Here is a 15596-nt window from a genome sequence, read left to right as displayed (position 1 = left end):
TCCATCAGCGGCTCCGCCGCGGGGCGCGACCAGCCACGACGCACTCGCACCCGGCGACGAGACGTGTTCAGGCAGCCTCGATGGCCGACTGCAGCGTCGGGTGCTTGAAGGTGAAGCCCGACTCCAGGAGCCGCGTCGGGACCGCGCGGGTGGAGCCGAGGACATCGCCCGCCATTTCGCCGAGCACCGCGCGGAGCGCGAACTCGGGGACGTTGAGGACGGCGGGCCGGTGCAGGACGCGGGCCATCGTGGACGTCACCTCCCGGTTCGTCGCCGGGTCCGGAGCCGTGAGATTCACCGGCCCGGACAAGGACTCCTGCTCCAAGAGGAACCGCAAGGCCGCGACGTGGTCGTCGAGTGCGATGAACGACCAGTACTGCCGGCCGTCCCCGAGCCGCCCGCCGAGCCCCGCCCGGAACAGCGGGAAGAGCCTCCCCCACGCACCCCCGCGCCGGGCCACGACGAGCCCCGTCCGCGCGAGCACCGTACGGATCCCGGCCTGGTGCGCGGCCGCCGTGGCCGCCTCCCACTCGACGCACAGGGACGGCAGGAACCCCTCCCCCGCGGGCGCGGACTCGTCGACGACGCGGCTGCCGGTGTCGCCGTAGTAGCCGACGGCGCTGCCGTTGAGGAACACGCGCGGCGGCGTCGTGAGCGAGGCCGCGGCCTCGGCGAGCGCGGTCGTGCCGAGGACCCGGCTGTCGTGCAGCTCGCGCTTGTACGCGGCGGTCCAGCGCCGGTCGCCGACCCCGGCCGCCGCGAAGTTCGCGATCGCCTCGCAGCCTTCGAGGCCCGCCGTGTCGACGCGCATGCGGCGGGGGTCCCAGCGCACCTCGCCGTCCGCGCGCGGGGCGCGCCGCACCAGCCGCACCACGTCGTGTCCGTCGGCGGTCAGGGAGCGGACGAGGGCCGAGCCGATGAGCCCGGAGGCGCCCGCCACCGCAATTCGTGTCATGGCTCCATCCTGCCGGTCGTACAGTGAGCCGCATGTCAGATCCAGGGCCCCACATACGTGTCGCCGCGCCCGAGGACGAGGAGGCGCTGGGGCGCCTCGACCGGGCGACGTGGTCGACCTTGCACGCGGTCAAGCCACGCGACCAGCCCCCGTACCAGCCCTTCTTCACCGAGCGTTTCGGGCCGCGCGACCACCTGGTGGCCGAGCTCGGCGGCCGGCTCGTCGGGTACGTCCGGGTCGGTTTTCCGACGCCGCTGGACGCGAACGCGCACGTCCGCCAGATCCAGGGCCTCGCCGTCGACGAGTCGGCGCGCGGCCGGGGCGTCGGCCGGCTGCTGCTGCGGGCGGCGGTCGGGGAGGCGCGGCGGCAGGGAGCCCGCCGGCTCACCCTGCGGGTGCTGGGGCACAACACCCCGGCCCGGAAGCTGTACGAGGCGGAGGGCTTCGTCGTCGAAGGGGTGCTGCCGGAGGAGTTCCTGCTGGCCGGGGAGTACGTGGACGACGTGCTGATGGGACGCTCGCTGCTGCCGTGACGGCGTGCGGCGGTGCCCGACTCGTAGCAGGCTCGTAGCAGGGCGTCGGGTCCACGCGCCGCCCGTCCGCCGCGAAGGGAGCCCCGGTATGGACTGGCCCGTCGCGCGCCGCCGGGACCGGCAGGAGCGCACGTGGCTGCGCGGGGCGCCGCCGCCGCGCTGGGTGCGGGTGCTGCCGTGGGTGCTCCTGCTGCTCCTCTGTCTGGTGCAGCTGTTCACGGAAGACCGCATCGAGCTGGGTTTCCTGCTGGCGGCGATCCCTCCGCTGGCCTCGCTCTCCTACGGGTCGGCCGCGACGGCGTTGATCGGCGGGCTCGTGGTGCTGCTGCTGGCGGTGCCGGCGTCGAATCTCGGGCGGCCCGGCAACAGCGACGTGGTGACAGTGCTGTTCGTGGCGCTGCTGAGCGTGGTCATCTCCTGGGTGCGCAGCCGGCGCGACGAGCAGCTGGTGACGGTCCGTACGGTGGCGGAGGCGGCCCAGTTCGCGGTCCTTCCGCCGCTGCCGGAGAAGGTCGGTTCGGTGCGCTGCGCGGGTCTGTACCGAGCGGCGCAGCGCGGGGCGCTGGTGGGCGGGGACTTCTTCGACGTGCGGCGCGGGCCGAGCGGGGTGCGGGCGGTGGTCGGCGATGTGCAGGGGCACGGTCTGTCGGCGGTGGGCACGGTGGCGGGGCTGCTCGGCGCGTTCCGGGAGGCGGTGCTGGACCGGCGGGAGCTGGTGGGGGTCGCGGCGCGGCTCGACCGGCGGCTCGTGGTGGACGCGGGGCCGGATGAGCACACGGAGCTGTTCGCGACGGCGGTCCTCTTCGAGTTCCCGGACGACTCCTCCTTCGTACGGGTGATCAGCTGCGGCCATCCGCCGCCGCTGCTGCTGCGGAAGGGGCGGGTGACGGAGCTGCCGGTGCCGGCCGGGGCGCCGCTGGGTCTCGGGGTCGCGGGCGTCGCGCCGCCGGAGGTGCTGACGGTGCCGCTGGAGGCCGGTGACCGGCTGGTGGCGCTGACCGACGGGGTGACGGAGGCGCGCAACGGGGCGGGCGAGTTCTATCCGCTGGCCGCCCGGCTGCCGGGGCTGATGGACGCGGACCACGAGGATCCGGGCGAGCTGACGGACGCGGTGTGGCGGGACGTGGTGCGGTTCGCGGGGACGGTGCGGGACGATCTGACGCTGTTGGTGTTCGCTCCGGAGGACCCGGATGTGCCGGACGCGGCGTGAAATGTGAACGTAGGGCCCATGACTTACCAGGGACTCGCGCCTCGACCGCGGCGCGTCGCGGTCACCGCTTCCGTGCTGCTGCTGCCGTTCGCGCTGGCCGCGTGCTCCGACGACGGCACGGCGACGCCGCCGCCCGCGGCCACTCCCGCGGCCACGGCGAGCGGGGCGCGGTGCGCGACGGATCCGCTGCCCTCGGGCGTGGACGCCGGTACGGGCACGGCGGGGACCTCCGTCTACACGGTGGACAGCGAGATGGCGACGGCGCCGCGCGGCAAGCCGTTCGGGGCGCGGACCGCGGACCGGTCCGCCGTGCTGGTGTCCGGCGGGGGGACGCTGAAGACGCGGGACTCCGGGGTCCGCAAGAGCGGCGCGACGACCTCGGCGGCGGCCTCGGGCGACCGGGGGCTCAACGCGGCGGTGCTGGTGCGCGACGGGAGCGGGCTGACGCTGTCCGGCGGGGAGATGAACACGGCGGGGCGCGGGTCGACCGGCGTGTTCGTGACGGGCGAGGACAGCTCGGCCACCATGAGCGCCAACCGGATCACGGCGACGGGCGGGTCCGCGCGCGGCGTCACGGCCGCGCACGGGGGCCGGCTCGAACTGCGGTACACGGAGCTGCGGACGGCGGGCTCGCAGTCGGCGCCGGTCGTGGCGGGGCCGGGCGGCGGGGAGGTCACGGTGTCCGGTGGCACGATGACGTCGGCGGGCTGCGGGTCGCCGGGCGTGCAGACGGCGGGCACGGTGGCGCTGTCGGGCACGCTGTTCACCGTGGCGAACTCGGAGGCGTTCACGCTGGAGCCGGGCGGGGTGCTGACCCTGAAGAACGTGCGCTCTTCGGCGGCCGCGGGCGGGGTGCTGCTGCGGGGCTCGGGCGAGACCTCGTTCGAGATGACCGGCGGGTCGATCGAGGCGGCCGAGGGTGACCTGTTCACCGTGCGGGAGAGCGTCGCGGACGTGCGGCTGCGCGGTCGGGCGCATCTGACGACGGACGACGGGGCGCTGCTGCGGGTGAAGGACGGCGGGTCCGTGACGTTCTCGGCGCGGGACGAGAAGCTGCGCGGGGACGTGCTCGTGCCCGACGGGTCGGCGTCGGTGCGGCTGGAAGGGGCGTCGAAGCTGACGGGGCGGGTCTCGGGGGCGTCCCTGTCGCTCGGGCGCGGCACGAAGTGGTCCGTGGACGGGGACTCCAAGGTGGAGGAGCTGGAGCTGCGGGACGGGGTGAAGGTGTCCGACGTGCTGGTCGGGAACGGGTCGGACGTCACGTACGACCGTGCGGCCAGTCCCGATCTCGGCGGCCGCAAGTTCCGCCTCCCCGGGGGCGGAACGCTCCGGCCGGCTTGATCCGCCGGTTCGTCTGCGGGGTGCCCTCGTCGGGCGGCTGCGGGTTTGTGGGGGCTGGTCGCGCAGTTCCCCGCGCCCCTGAAATGCAGACGCTTCGCGTCGCATTTCCCCGATGAGGCACCGCCCCTATGGAGATCGCGCACGAAGTGCGCATCTCAGGGGCGCGGGGCTGTGCCCGATCAGCGACTCCGCCGCGGGGCGCGACCACCGGGCCCCTGGGGCGCACGAAGTGCGCATCTCAGGGGCGCGGGGAACTGCGCGACCAGCCCCCACCGGGCCGCGGTCGGCCGACTACCGGGAGCGCCCCTGGAGTTCCGCCGCCCGATCGCGGATCCAGGGAAGCTGGGACATCAGGGCAAGCCCAGGGCAATAGGTCTCGTACCCGTCCCGGTGCCCGGAGATCGCCGAGAACGACGCCTCCGTACCGGCGGGGAACCGGCTGAGACTGTTGCTGGAGACCAGGCGGACGTGCCCGCGCGGATCCACTCCGGCCGGCCCGAGCTTCCACGCGGCGACGGAGGCGATCGCCTCCGTCATGGCCCGCGGCACCGGCGTGCCCTCGGTGAAGGTGCCGATGGCCGCGATCCCGGTCGTGTTCTTGTTGAACCCCTGCGTGTGCGCGCCGATGACGGGCCGGTCGACCCCGCCGGCCCGCCCCTCGTACACGTTCCCGCAGCGGTCGACGAGGAAGTTGTAGCCGATGTCGTCCCACTCCTTGGCCCCGGCCTGCCCGGCGTACAGGGTGCGGATGATGCGGGGCGCGTCGGCGCAGTCGTAGCGGTTCGGGGTGTCGGTGTGGTGGAGGAAGACGGCCTCGACGCGGTCGGCGTACCGGACGGGATCGCGGTGGTAGGTCTCGGTGCCGGCGAGCCAGACGCGGCGCGGCACGATGTGCGGCCGGGCGGCGTAGTGCCGGGCCGCGGCCTGTTCGGTGGAGGACGCGCCGGGCTCACGGGCCCCGTCGGGGCGGATCGTGACCGCGCACAGCACGAGCGCGCCGAGGGCCAGCGCCCCGGGCACACAGCTGAGCACCACTCGTAGGACACGCACGTCTTCCACTCTCGGCCCGTTCCGGTGTTCCGGCCTGTGCGGTCGGCCACACGTGGGCCGAACGGAGGAACCGCCCCCGCCGCTCCGGGCGTTTATCACCGATATGAACCTGCACTTCTCCGTACTCGACGCGGTGCTGCTCGTGCTGGCGCTCGTGTACGCCGCGTCCGGCTACCGGCGGGGGCTGCTGGCGGGCTGTGTGTCGCTGGCCGGGTTCGTGGGCGGGGCCGCGGTGGGGGTGTGGCTGCTGCCGCTCGTGATGCGGACGGTGACGGCGGAGACGTCGACGGCCACGGTGGTGGCGGTGCTCGGGGTGCTGCTCCCGGCGGTCGCGGGGCACGCGCTCGCGGGACGGCTCGCGGTGCGGGTGCGCGGGGAGATGGACCGGGCGCCGGGGCCGCTGCGGGTCGCGGACGGGGTCGGCGGGGCCGCGGCGGGCGTCGTGGCGATGCTGGTCGTGGCGTGGGTGGCGGGCAGTGTGCTCGTGGCGTCGTCGTCGACGGCGCTGAACCAGGCGATCCGGGGTTCGGCGGTGCTCGGGACGGTCCAGGACGCGATGCCGTCGTCGACTCCGGCGTGGTTCGCGCGGGCGTCGGGGGCGCTGACCTCGGCGGGGTTCCCGCAGGTCTTCGACCCTTTCGCGCAGGAGCCGTCGGCCGAGGTCGCGAAGCCGTCCGGGGACAGCGTGACACGCGCGGCGACGCGGGCGGCGACGGCGAGCACGGTGAAGGTGGAGGGCGCGTCGGGCACCCAGGGCCGCGAGGGCAGCGGTTTCGTGTACGCGCGGGAGCACGTGATGACGAACGCGCACGTGGTGGCGGGCATCGACCACCCGACGGTGCGGGTGGGCGGCGTCGGCCGGCCGCTGGCCGCGAAGGTGGTGCTGTTCGACCCGGACAAGGACGTCGCGGTGCTGTACGTGCCGGATCTGAAGGCGCCCGTGCTGCCCTTCGACGGTTCGGCGGCGCGCGGGGACGCGGCGGTCGTGGCGGGCTATCCGCAGGACGGCGGCCTGGATCTGCAGGCGGCGACGGTCGCGGACACGATCCGGGCCGGCGGCCAGGACATCTACGGCTCGGGCAGCGTCACGCGCGAGATCTACTCGATCCGCTCCACGGTCCGTCCCGGCAACTCGGGCGGCCCGCTCCTGACGACCGACGGCCGGGTCTACGGGGTGGTGTTCGCCCGCTCCACGACGGACGACGGCACGGGTTACGTACTGACGGCCGCCGAGGTAGCCCCGGACGCCGACCGAGCCTCGACGGCGACAAGGCCGGTGAACACAGGATCCCCGACCGCCCCATAACCCCACCACCAACTCCGGACCACGACCGACACACCCCCGGCGCGCACGGAGTGCGCCCTTCAGGGGCGCGGGGAACTGCGCGAGCAACCACGACGGCGCAGCGGTCGGCGGCAATGCTCGGCCCCTACGGCGGGGCGCCGCGCCCGACCACACTCCCGTGGCCGGCCGCGGCGCCCCGCTCCGGGTCAGACCTGGAAACCCGAACCCGCTCCGGGTCAGACCTCGACCCGCAGGGTCGGATTGACGCGGCCGAGGATCATGTCCGTGCGGGGCTGAAGCGCCGCCTCGACCATCTCGGGCTGCGGCAGCACCCAGTACCGCCCCGCGGCGATCTGCTCGAAGCACCGCCGCGCATGCTCCTCCGGAGAGATCCCCTCCGTGTCGGCCCGCGCCTGCAACTGCGCGTTGAACCCGGCGACTTCGGGCCGCGTCTCCGCGTCCGGCCCGGCCGCCCGGAATATCTCGCTCCGCACGGAGTCGGGGAAGACGACCGAGACCTGGATCTCGGAGCCCTTCATCTGGAGCTCGTACGCGAGGGACTCGCTGAGCGCCAGCGCCCCGAACTTGGTGACGCTGTACGGCGCCATGAGCGGACTGGGCAGGAATCCGCCGACCGACGACACGTTGACGACCCACGCCTTGCCGCCCTGCGCGAGCAGCCGCGGCACGAACGCCCGGATCCCGTTGACGTATCCGCCCACATTGACCCGCAGCGCCGCGTCCCACCGCTCGGCCGGGATCTCCCAGGAGTACCCCATGGCCATGATCCCGGCGTTGTTGAGCAGCAGGTCGACGGTGCCGAAGCGCGCGTAGGCCCGCTCGGCGAGCGCCTCGACGGAGGCCGGGTCGCAGACGTCGGTGACGACGTCCTCGACCTCGGCGCCGCCGGCCCGCAGTTCGTCGGCGAAGGCGGCGAGCCGGTCCGCCGCGATGTCGGCGAGGACGAGCTTCATGCCGAGCGAGGCGGCGTGCCGGGCGAACCCGGCGCCGATCCCGGCGGACGCCCCGGTGATGACGGCGGTGCGCCCGCCGAACACCTCGGCGGGGGTCATCAGAAGTGCGTCCCGCCGTCGATGCGGACCTCGGTGCCGGTGATGAACCGGCCGTCCTCGGAGGCGAGCATCGCGACGACGCCGGCGACGGTCTCGGGGCCGGCGAAGCCCTGGCCGAGGGCGGGCGCGAGCTTGGCGAAGAGCGACCAGTCGGTGTCCTCGGGCAGGCCGGGGCCCGCGGACTGCTTGCTGGCGCCGGAGCCGTCGGTCATGCCGGAGGAGATGGAGCCGGGCTGGACGGCGGTGAAGCGGATGCCCTGCTTCGCGTACTCGGCGGCGAGCGCGTGCGTCATGGACTGGATGCCGCCCTTGCTGGCCGCGTAGGCGGACATGTACGGGTGGGCGAACATCGCGGAGGTGGAGGAGAAGTTCACGACCGCCGAGTCGTTGCCCTCGAGGAGCGCCGGGATCGACTCGCGGATCATGAGGAAGGTGCCGGTGAGGTTGACCCGGATCACCGACTCGAAGGCGTCGAGGCTGGTCTCGTGGGTGTGCGAGGAGCGCAGGATGCCGGCCGCGTTGACCAGCACGTCCAGGCCGCCGAGGGTCTCGACGGCGGCCGCGACGCCTTCGCGTACGGAGGTCTCGTCGCCGATGTTCACCACGAGGGTGGTGAGGCGCTCGGCGTTGTCGCCGGCCTTGGCGACGGTGTCCTTGAGACCGTCCTCGCTGATGTCCGCCGCGACGACCCGGCCGCCCTCGGCGAGCATGCGCAGGACGGTGGCCTGGCCGATGCCCGAGCCGCCGCCGGTGACCAGGGCGCGGCGTCCCTCGTAGCGGTTCAGGATCTTCGTGTTCGTCATGGCGCGCCTCTCGTTCCTGTCCGCGGGCCGTGGATGGCGGTCCGCTGTTTTTCCTTCACTTGCACAGTACGACTTTGTGACACGTTTTGCCATAGTGACATTTCACGCCGTACTGGCAGTGGACCGGTTAGGCTACGTCCGGTGAACATCGAGCGCCGTACCCTGACCGAACGCCGCAAGGCCGCGACCGAGCTGGAGATCGCCCGCTCGGCGGTCCACCTGTTCACGGAACAGGGCCCCCACGAGACGACGGCGGAGGCGATCGCACAGCGCGCCGGGGTCTCGCTGCGCACCTTCTACCGGTACTTCCGCGGCAAGCAGGACGCCGTCGGCCCGGTCCTGTCGGCGGGCGGCGACCGCTGGCGCGAGCTGCTCGCGGCGACCCCCGCGGGCACCCCGCTGCTCCAGGCGCTGGAGGCGGCGGCCGTCGCGGCCCTGTCCGAGCCGGGCGAGGCCGCGCGCGAGGGCCTCGAGCGGACCCGGGCGCTGCTGCGGGCGGCGGCGGACGACCCCGCGCTGCGCGCCGTCTGGTACCGGGTCAACCAGGAGTCGGAGGAGAAGCTGGTCCCCGTCGTGGCCGCGCTGGCCGGGCCCGGCTCCGACCCGCTGGAGAACACGCTGCTGGCGGCCGCCGCGACGGACGCGATCCGGATCTCCCTGGAGACCTGGTCGACGACCGACGCCGACACCGCCGGACCCGGCTCCCCCGCGGATCTCGTCGTCCGCTGTCTGCACCTCCTCACGCGCCCCCGGGCGTGACGGGGCGCACTCCCGGGCGGCCCGGTGCATCCGTGCCGCCCCGACGCGCGACTCCCCGCGCGCGGCGCTCCGCCTAACCTCGATCCGAACTCGAAACGCACGCGGACCGAGCTCGACGCGGACTCGACTGTTACCGGGCCGCGCCGAGGGGCATGAGGCCCCCAGACATCAGCCGCGCAACCTCGGGGAGGGGCACGTGCTTGAGCCCGCGCACGCGGACGTCGTCATCGTGGGGGCCGGAGTCGCCGGACTGGCCGCGGCCCAGCAGCTGACCAGGGCGGGTGTGAGCGTCCTGGTCCTGGAGGCCGCCGCCGGCGTCGGCGGCCGCATGTCCACCGAGAAGATCGACGGGTTCCGGCTGGACCGGACCGGGCAGCTGCTGACGCCCGCGCACCGCCCGTGCCCGTCCTGCCCCGGCCTGCCCGGCACCGACGGACTCGCGGGCCTCGCGCTGCGTCCCTTCGCGCCCGGGGTCCTCGTGCACGGCGAGGGCCGCCGACACCGCACGGGGGAACCCACGCACCGGCCCCGGCGCGCGAGGGGCGCACTCAGCGCGGCGCGCGCCCTGGCGAGCGCCCCCCGGCCCGCGCGGGGTCCCCGGCCCCCGCTCGGCGGCCAGTTGGACCACGCCCGGCTGGGCACGGCGCTGGCCCGTCTCGCGGCGACCCCGGCCGAGCATCTGCTCGCCCGGCCCGAGCGGCCCGTCGGCGCGACGCTGCCGGAGCGGGGCATGCCGTCCCGGACCCTCCACACCTTCGTACGGCCCCTGCTCTCGGCCCTGCTGTGCGATCCGGAGCTGACGACGTCGAGCCGGGCCGCCGATCTCGCCCTGCACGCGTACGCCGTCGGCGGGCTCGCCGTGCCCGAGGGCGGAGCGGACGCGCTGCCGGAGCGGCTCGCGGCCGGGCTGCCGCCGGGCACCGTGCACACCGGGGTCCGCGTCACCTCCGTCGCGACCAACTCCGTGACGACCGCCGGGCACGGCCGGGTCCGCTGCCGCACGGTGGTCGTCGCCACGGACGCGGTCGCCGCCGCCGAGTTGCTGCCGGGGCTGCGCGTGCCGGACTTCCACGAGGTGACCGTCGTGCACCACGCGGTGCCCGAACCGCCGCTCGCCGAGCCGGTGTTGCTGCTCGACGCCGACCGTCCGGGGCCGCTCGCGCACACCTCCGTGATCAGCCAGGTCGACCCGACGCGCGCCCCGGCGGGCCGCTGCCTGGTCTCCTCGGTGGTCCTCGGGCCGCCGCCCGACCCCGCGTCGCTGCGCGCGCGGCTCGCGGTCCTCTACGCCACGTCGACGACCGGCTGGGAGACCCTCGCCGTGCACCACACGCCCCGGGCCGTGCCCACGATGCCCGCACCGCACGACCCGCGCCGTCCGGTGCGGCTGCTCGACGGCCTGTACGTGTGCGGGGACCACCGCGAGACGAGCACGGTGCAGGGCGCCCTCCACTCGGGCCGCCGCGCGGCGCACGCGGTCCTCGCCGATCTGGGCGTCCCCGTCCCCGTGTCCGCCGAACCGCCCGCGGAACACCCGGCGACGGCCCCGCCCCTGGGCGAGGCGGCGGCCTGAACCCCTACGCGTCCCCGTCTCCGTACCCCTCCTGAAGGTCCGTCACCCCTCGGACCTATCATCCCCAAGACGCGCCCGTCCCCGTGGAACGAACCGGGGGCGGGCGCCTTCAGGCTCGCACCGCTCCCCCGCCTTCCCTCCCGGCCCCGCACCCCTGTCGCATCTCTTGTCACCGCCTCAACTCGCCTCTACGGTCGGCTCCATCAGCCGTCCAGGAGGTCGCAGTCGTGCGCAGACGTGTCCCGGGTCCGCTCCTCACCACCCTCGCCCTGGTAGCCGGATTCATCGGAGCTGTACTGCCGGTGCTCCCCGCCGCGGCGGACGATCCGGGGGGCGGTCCGCCGGCGGTGGTGCCCCGGCCCACCGACTGGACCCCGCTCGACGGCACGGTGCGGCTGAGCGAGAAGTCCCGGATCCTGGTAGACCCGCGCAGCCGTGACGCGCGGGCCCTGTCCGCGGGCCGCGCCGAGTTCCCCGGCCCCGCGCGCCAGGACACCGAGGACCTCGCGGAGCGGCTCCGTACCGAGATCGAGGCGGTCACCGGACTCGCCCCGAGCATCGGGAGCGACACCGCGCACGCGGGCCCCGGCGACATCGTGCTCGCGCTGCGCGACGCGGACCGGCTCGGCGCGGAGGGCTACGCGTTCGACAGCGCGGACGGCCCGGTCCGCATCGACGCCGCGTCCACGCACGGCCTGTACTACGGCACCCGCACCCTGCTCCAACTCCTGCGCGCCACCGACCCGGACGGGCACCGCGCGCTCCCCCGGGCCCGCGCCACGGACGTGCCCACGCAGCCGGTCCGCATGGTGCACATCGACGCCGCCCGCAAGTACTGGTCGATGCCCTACCTGAAGAACCTGATCCGCAGGATGGGCGACCAGAAGCTCAACACGCTGCTGATGCATCTGTCGGAGGCGGAGGGATTCCGGCTCTACAGCCCGAAGTTCCCGGGGCTCGCCGACCCGGCGCACAGCTACAGCCGCGCCGACATCGAGGAGCTGAAGGCCTTCGCGGCCCGCCACCACGTCCAGTTGACGCCCGGCCTGGAGATACCCGGGCACGCGACCGCGATCAGCGACACCTTCGGCATCGGCTTCGGCGACGGCCCCGGCGCGTGCACGGCCGCGCACACCCACTCGCACCTCACGCCCGACTGGATCATCGACATGACCAGTGAGAAGGCGGTCGAGAAGACGAAGGAGATCGTCGACGAGTTCGCCGGCTGGTTCGACGCGCCGCTCTTCTCGATCGGCGCCGAGGAGGTGCCGGGCCAGCTCGCGAACTGCCCGCGGGTCCAGGACTATCTGGCGAAGGACCCGGACGTCACCACGCTCGGCGACCTGCTCAACCGGTACATCAACACCCTGGACGACGTCGTCACCGCGCACGGCAGCCGCACCGCCGTCTACAACGGTTCGGAGCACATGACGGCCCCGCAGCAGAAGGTCCGCGGCCCGGTCGTCTTCCTCACCTGGGAGGGCACCGGTTCCGAGCCGGTCATCCCCGGCCACGACGAGATCGCCATCGGCCCGTTCTACGTCACGCCGAACAACTACCACCACCTGTATCCGAACCAGCCGTGGATGTACGACAGTTGGCAGCCCAGCACGGCGGCCGACATGCTCGGCTCGGGTCTCACCAACTGGGCGGACTACAACTTCTGGGCCGAGGACGGGTACTTCGAGCAGCAGATGGCGGGCGCCCGCGCGGTCCTCGCCGACCGCGCCTGGAACGGCACCGCGACCCCGGACACCCTCGCCGGCTTCCGCACCCGCGCCGCCCTGATCGGTGACCCGCCCGGCATCACCGCGCAGCCGGAGCGCCCCCGCGTCGACGACGGCCGCCCGAGCCACCACTGGACCTTCGACCCGGCCCCGTACCCGTCCGGCTGGACCTACGCGGGCTCCCCCGGCAACACGCTGTACGCCGAGGACGCGGCCGGTGACCTGGCCGGATCCTCGTACATCATCAACAACCCGATGCCGGTGGCCGACGGGGTGCACGGGCAGGCCTGGCGCTTCGACTCGGACCGGGACGGGGTCGGCTTCGGCGGGCTCGACGTGGCGGAGCCGTGGACGGTCTCGGTGTGGGTGCGCCCCTCGGCCCGCACCGCCGACCAGGTGCTGCTCAGCTCCTCGGCCGGCGCCCTCAAGCTCCAGCAGTACGGCACCGGCCGGGTCGGCCTGACCGCGTACGGCAAGGCCGACCACTCCTTCGACTACACGCTGCCGCTCGGCACCTGGACACAACTGACCTGGGTGGCGACACCGGGTCGCACCGTCCTGTACGCGGACGGGGAGCGGGTCGGCGCGGTCGACGCCTCGATCCCGCTGCCGATGCGTTCGGTCGGCACCGAGAAGGCGTCCCTGCACGGCGACCTGGACGACCTGAGGACCTGGGACGAGGCGCTGAGCGCGGAGGAGGTCGCCGGCCTCGACTGACGGCCTGGCGGTGCGGAGGACCGGCCCTCCGCACCGCCCGCGCTCACCCCAGCGCGGCGACCCGCTCCCGGTACCCCCGCACCGGCCCCGCGTCGCGGTACGGCTCGAGCCGCCGCTCGAACTCCCGGACGTACTCGTGCGCCCGCACCGAACGCATGTCGGCCGCCGCGGTGGCCGCCTCGGCGCCCAGGGCGCACGCCGAGTCCAGCTCGCCGAGGCCGAGGCGGGCGGAGGCGAGGACGACGCGGCAGAACAGCCGGCTGCGCGCGAACCCGGGCGCCCTCAGCTGGAGCGACCGCTCGGCGTGCTGCGCGGCGGCCCGGTACTGCTGGAGGTCCCGGTGGCAGTGCCCGAACTCGTCGGCGAGCTGGGCCTCGTCGAAGAACCGCGCCCACGGCGGCACCTCGTCCCCCGGCCGCGCCGCCTCCAGGGCCCGCTCGGCCCGCACCAGCGACGCCGTGCAGGCCCGCACCTCGCCGAGCACCCCGTGCCCGCGCGCCTCCACCGAGTGCAGCAGCGCCTGCACCACGGGCGGCGCAGCCGCCCCGACGCCCTGCTGCGCGACCCGCGCCAGCTGCACCGCCTCCCGGCCGTGCCCGAGGTAGACGGCCTGCCGGCTCATGGTGACCAGCACGTAGGACCCGTAGCCCCGGTCCCCGGCCGCCTGCGAGAGCCGCAGCGCCTGCACGAAGTACCGCTGCGCGAGCCCGTGCGCCGCGATGTCGTACGAGGTCCAGCCGGCCAGCCGGGTCAGATCGGCGACGGCGCCGAACAGCCTGCGCCCGGTCTGCTCCCCGTACGTGCCGCGCAGCATGGGCTCGGCCTCGTGCTCCAGGTAGCGCACCAGGGCCTGGCGGGCGTGGCCGCCGCCGTAGGCGTGGTCGAGGGCGCGGAACAGCTCGCCGACCGAGCGCAGGGCCGCGATGTCGCCGCCGGAGACCTTCTGTCCGGCGCCGCGCTCGGTCTGCACGCGCTGACGGGGCACGGCGGAGCGGCCCTGGGTCGGGACGCGGTGCGGGGGCTCGCCGCGGGAGACGCGCTCGTCGGGGCGGCCGATCAGCCAGTCCCGGCTGGGCACGACGAGCCCGGCGGGGGTGAAGGCGATCTTGCGGAGCTCGGCGTGGCTGCCGGAGTCCTTGCGCCACAGGCCGCTGACGATGTCCACGGCCTCCTCGGGCGACGCGGCGAACTCCAGGCCCGCGTAGACGGGCGCGCAGGCGTCGAGGCCGAGGTCCTGGGCGGACAGGCGGCGGCCCAGGCGCCGGGTGAACACCTCGGCGATGAGCGCGGGGGTGGTGCCGCGGGGCTGCTGCCCGCGCAGCCACCGGGTCACCGAAGTCTTGTCGTAGCGCAGGTCGAGACCGTGTTCCAGACCGAGCTGGTCGACGCGGCGGGCGAGCCCCGCGTTGGAGAAACCCGCCTCCGCGATGAGCGCGGCGAGCTGGCGGTTCGGTGTGCGCTGCGGAGGTCGTTCCGTCATCAGCTGTGCGGTCTCCTGCCTTCCGGGCCGCGCTGCAGCCCCCTTGGAACGGCGTGAATTTAGCGGCGATACCAGGTCTGGGCGGGGTTCTGGCCAGGCCTTCATCCGATCGTGTGACGATGGGACGGAGTCACTGACGCAGCGGCCCGCGATCCGGGCGGACGTACAGTGGCTCGGGGCGCGATATGTGCACGGTGAAGGTTTTTAAGGGAGGCACTTGCCGTGAGTGAGTTCCGGTTCGTCCGCATGGGGTTCGGTGCGGACATGGTCGAGTACCAGGTCGCCTGGGACGAGCAGCGCCGTGTGCACGCCGCCCGTTTCGCCGACGAGGTGCCCGACACCTGTCTGCTCCTGGAGCATCCGCCCGTCTACACGGCGGGCCGCCGCACGGCCCCGGAGGAGCGTCCGCTGGACGGCACCCCGGTGATCGACGTGGACCGCGGCGGCAAGATCACCTGGCACGGCCCGGGCCAGCTCGTCGGCTACCCGATCCAGAAGCTGCCGCGCCCGGTGGACGTGGTCGCGCACCTGCGCCGCCTGGAGGACGCGATGATCGCGGTCTGCGCCGAGTTCGGCGTGACGGCGGCCCGCGTCGAGGGCCGGGCCGGCGTGTGGGTCCTGGGCGACCCGATCGAGGAGCGGACGGGCCTCGGCGGCCTCTCGCTGGACTTCGACCCGCGGCTGAGCAGCGAGGACGAGGAGTTCGACCACCGCCTGGTCGGCCCCGAGTACGCGCCGTCGAACGCGGGGCAGCGCCACGAGGACCGCAAGATCTGCGCCATGGGCATCCGCGTCGCCAAGGGCGTCACGATGCACGGCTTCGCGCTCAACGTGAACCCGGACACCTCGAACTTCGACAAGATCATCCCGTGCGGCATCCGCGACGCGGGTGTGACCTCGCTCTCGTACGAGCTGGGCCGTGAGGTCACCATGGACGAGGTGCTGCCGATCGCGGAGAAGCACCTGCAGGACGTGCTCGGGAACGCCGACTTGAAGCCGCGGGTCGTCGAGCGGGACGCAGCCGGCACCGCCGCCTGACCGGTCCGGCCGGAATAGGGCCCCGGGGCCACAGGTTGGCCACCCGTGAGGG

General features: G+C 74.2%; 13 protein-coding genes. 8 read left to right on the top strand and 5 right to left on the bottom strand.

From position 1 onward, the window contains the following. Nucleotides 1–67: 67 nt before the first annotated feature. A complete protein-coding gene (locus IAG42_RS25705) occupies nucleotides 68–955 on the bottom strand; it encodes a TIGR01777 family oxidoreductase (protein ID WP_188339325.1) in 888 nt (295 codons plus the stop codon). 32 nt (nucleotides 956–987) lie between these two features. Between IAG42_RS25705 and IAG42_RS25700 the strand changes: the two genes are divergently transcribed. The 3 genes from IAG42_RS25700 (at nucleotide 988) to IAG42_RS25690 (ending at nucleotide 4039) form a co-directional block, all read left to right on the top strand. Then, nucleotides 988–1488 (top strand): GNAT family N-acetyltransferase, encoded by a 501-nt coding sequence (locus IAG42_RS25700; protein WP_188339324.1) that lies wholly within the window; start codon nucleotides 988–990, stop codon nucleotides 1486–1488. Between the two features lie 88 nt (nucleotides 1489–1576). Further along, nucleotides 1577–2698: a PP2C family protein-serine/threonine phosphatase gene (locus IAG42_RS25695; RefSeq protein ID WP_188339323.1), complete on the top strand. Its 1122-nt coding sequence runs from the start codon at nucleotides 1577–1579 to the stop codon at nucleotides 2696–2698. A gap of 18 nt (nucleotides 2699–2716) precedes the next feature. Then, nucleotides 2717–4039, top strand: coding sequence for a hypothetical protein (locus IAG42_RS25690; RefSeq protein ID WP_188339322.1), 1323 nt, complete (start codon nucleotides 2717–2719; stop codon nucleotides 4037–4039). A 291-nt stretch (nucleotides 4040–4330) separates the two neighbouring features. On the opposite strand, the gene IAG42_RS25685 is transcribed toward IAG42_RS25690, so the two are convergent. Beyond that, nucleotides 4331–5089: a peptidoglycan recognition protein family protein gene (locus IAG42_RS25685; protein WP_223206159.1), complete on the bottom strand. Its 759-nt coding sequence runs from the start codon at nucleotides 5087–5089 to the stop codon at nucleotides 4331–4333. 103 nt (nucleotides 5090–5192) lie between these two features. Between IAG42_RS25685 and IAG42_RS25680 the strand changes: the two genes are divergently transcribed. Then, entirely contained in the window at nucleotides 5193–6395 is a 1203-nt protein-coding gene (locus IAG42_RS25680) for a MarP family serine protease (protein WP_188339321.1), read from the top strand. Nucleotides 6396–6610: 215 nt separating this feature from the next. Here IAG42_RS25680 and IAG42_RS25675 read toward each other — a convergent pair whose 3' ends face one another. Further along, nucleotides 6611–7447 (bottom strand): SDR family NAD(P)-dependent oxidoreductase, encoded by an 837-nt coding sequence (locus tag IAG42_RS25675; RefSeq protein WP_188339320.1) that lies wholly within the window; start codon nucleotides 7445–7447, stop codon nucleotides 6611–6613. Further along, the gene (locus tag IAG42_RS25670) at nucleotides 7447–8250 is read right to left on the bottom strand and encodes an SDR family NAD(P)-dependent oxidoreductase (RefSeq protein ID WP_188339319.1); all 804 of its coding nucleotides are present in this window, start codon (nucleotides 8248–8250) and stop codon (nucleotides 7447–7449) included. The genes IAG42_RS25675 and IAG42_RS25670 overlap by 1 nt, the downstream gene beginning before the upstream one ends. 141 nt (nucleotides 8251–8391) lie before the next feature. Here IAG42_RS25670 and IAG42_RS25665 point away from each other — a divergent pair, with 141 nt between their 5' ends. The 3 genes from IAG42_RS25665 to IAG42_RS25655 all read left to right on the top strand — a co-directional run bounded on the left by IAG42_RS25665 (nucleotide 8392) and on the right by IAG42_RS25655 (nucleotide 13026). Beyond that, nucleotides 8392–9009, top strand: coding sequence for a TetR family transcriptional regulator (locus tag IAG42_RS25665; protein WP_223206158.1), 618 nt, complete (start codon nucleotides 8392–8394; stop codon nucleotides 9007–9009). Between the two features lie 196 nt (nucleotides 9010–9205). Then, the gene (locus tag IAG42_RS25660) at nucleotides 9206–10582 is read left to right on the top strand and encodes an NAD(P)/FAD-dependent oxidoreductase (RefSeq protein ID WP_188339317.1); all 1377 of its coding nucleotides are present in this window, start codon (nucleotides 9206–9208) and stop codon (nucleotides 10580–10582) included. Between the two features lie 227 nt (nucleotides 10583–10809). Beyond that, on the top strand, nucleotides 10810–13026 hold the full coding sequence (locus tag IAG42_RS25655; RefSeq protein WP_223206157.1) for a family 20 glycosylhydrolase: 2217 nt from the start codon (nucleotides 10810–10812) through the stop codon (nucleotides 13024–13026). A gap of 43 nt (nucleotides 13027–13069) precedes the next feature. Here the strand turns inward: IAG42_RS25655 and IAG42_RS25650 are convergent, their stop codons facing one another. Beyond that, entirely contained in the window at nucleotides 13070–14506 is a 1437-nt protein-coding gene (locus IAG42_RS25650; RefSeq protein ID WP_188339316.1) for a regulator, read from the bottom strand. A gap of 222 nt (nucleotides 14507–14728) precedes the next feature. On the opposite strand from IAG42_RS25650, the gene lipB reads away from it, so the two are divergent. Further along, nucleotides 14729–15544, top strand: coding sequence for a lipoyl(octanoyl) transferase LipB (lipB, locus tag IAG42_RS25645; RefSeq protein ID WP_188339315.1), 816 nt, complete (start codon nucleotides 14729–14731; stop codon nucleotides 15542–15544). Nucleotides 15545–15596 lie beyond the last annotated feature (52 nt).

Origin of the sequence: Streptomyces xanthii, from assembly GCF_014621695.1 — a bacterium.
In the GTDB taxonomy this organism is placed as follows: domain Bacteria; phylum Actinomycetota; class Actinomycetes; order Streptomycetales; family Streptomycetaceae; genus Streptomyces; species Streptomyces xanthii.
This window is presented reverse-complemented; position numbering and strand designations above follow the sequence as displayed.

What these genes read in the sequence shown, in the direction of transcription:
- IAG42_RS25675 (WP_188339320.1), bottom strand. Translation starts at nt 7,447, where the DNA reads ATGACCCCCGCCGAGGTGTTCGGCGGGCGCACCGCCGTCATCACCGGG.
- IAG42_RS25705 (WP_188339325.1), bottom strand. Translation starts at nt 955, where the DNA reads ATGACACGAATTGCGGTGGCGGGCGCCTCCGGGCTCATCGGCTCGGCC.
- IAG42_RS25700 (WP_188339324.1), top strand. Translation starts at nt 988, where the DNA reads ATGTCAGATCCAGGGCCCCACATACGTGTCGCCGCGCCCGAGGACGAG.
- IAG42_RS25695 (WP_188339323.1), top strand. Translation starts at nt 1,577, where the DNA reads ATGGACTGGCCCGTCGCGCGCCGCCGGGACCGGCAGGAGCGCACGTGG.
- IAG42_RS25690 (WP_188339322.1), top strand. Translation starts at nt 2,717, where the DNA reads ATGACTTACCAGGGACTCGCGCCTCGACCGCGGCGCGTCGCGGTCACC.
- IAG42_RS25670 (WP_188339319.1), bottom strand. Translation starts at nt 8,250, where the DNA reads ATGACGAACACGAAGATCCTGAACCGCTACGAGGGACGCCGCGCCCTG.
- IAG42_RS25650 (WP_188339316.1), bottom strand. Translation starts at nt 14,506, where the DNA reads ATGACGGAACGACCTCCGCAGCGCACACCGAACCGCCAGCTCGCCGCG.
- IAG42_RS25680 (WP_188339321.1), top strand. Translation starts at nt 5,193, where the DNA reads ATGAACCTGCACTTCTCCGTACTCGACGCGGTGCTGCTCGTGCTGGCG.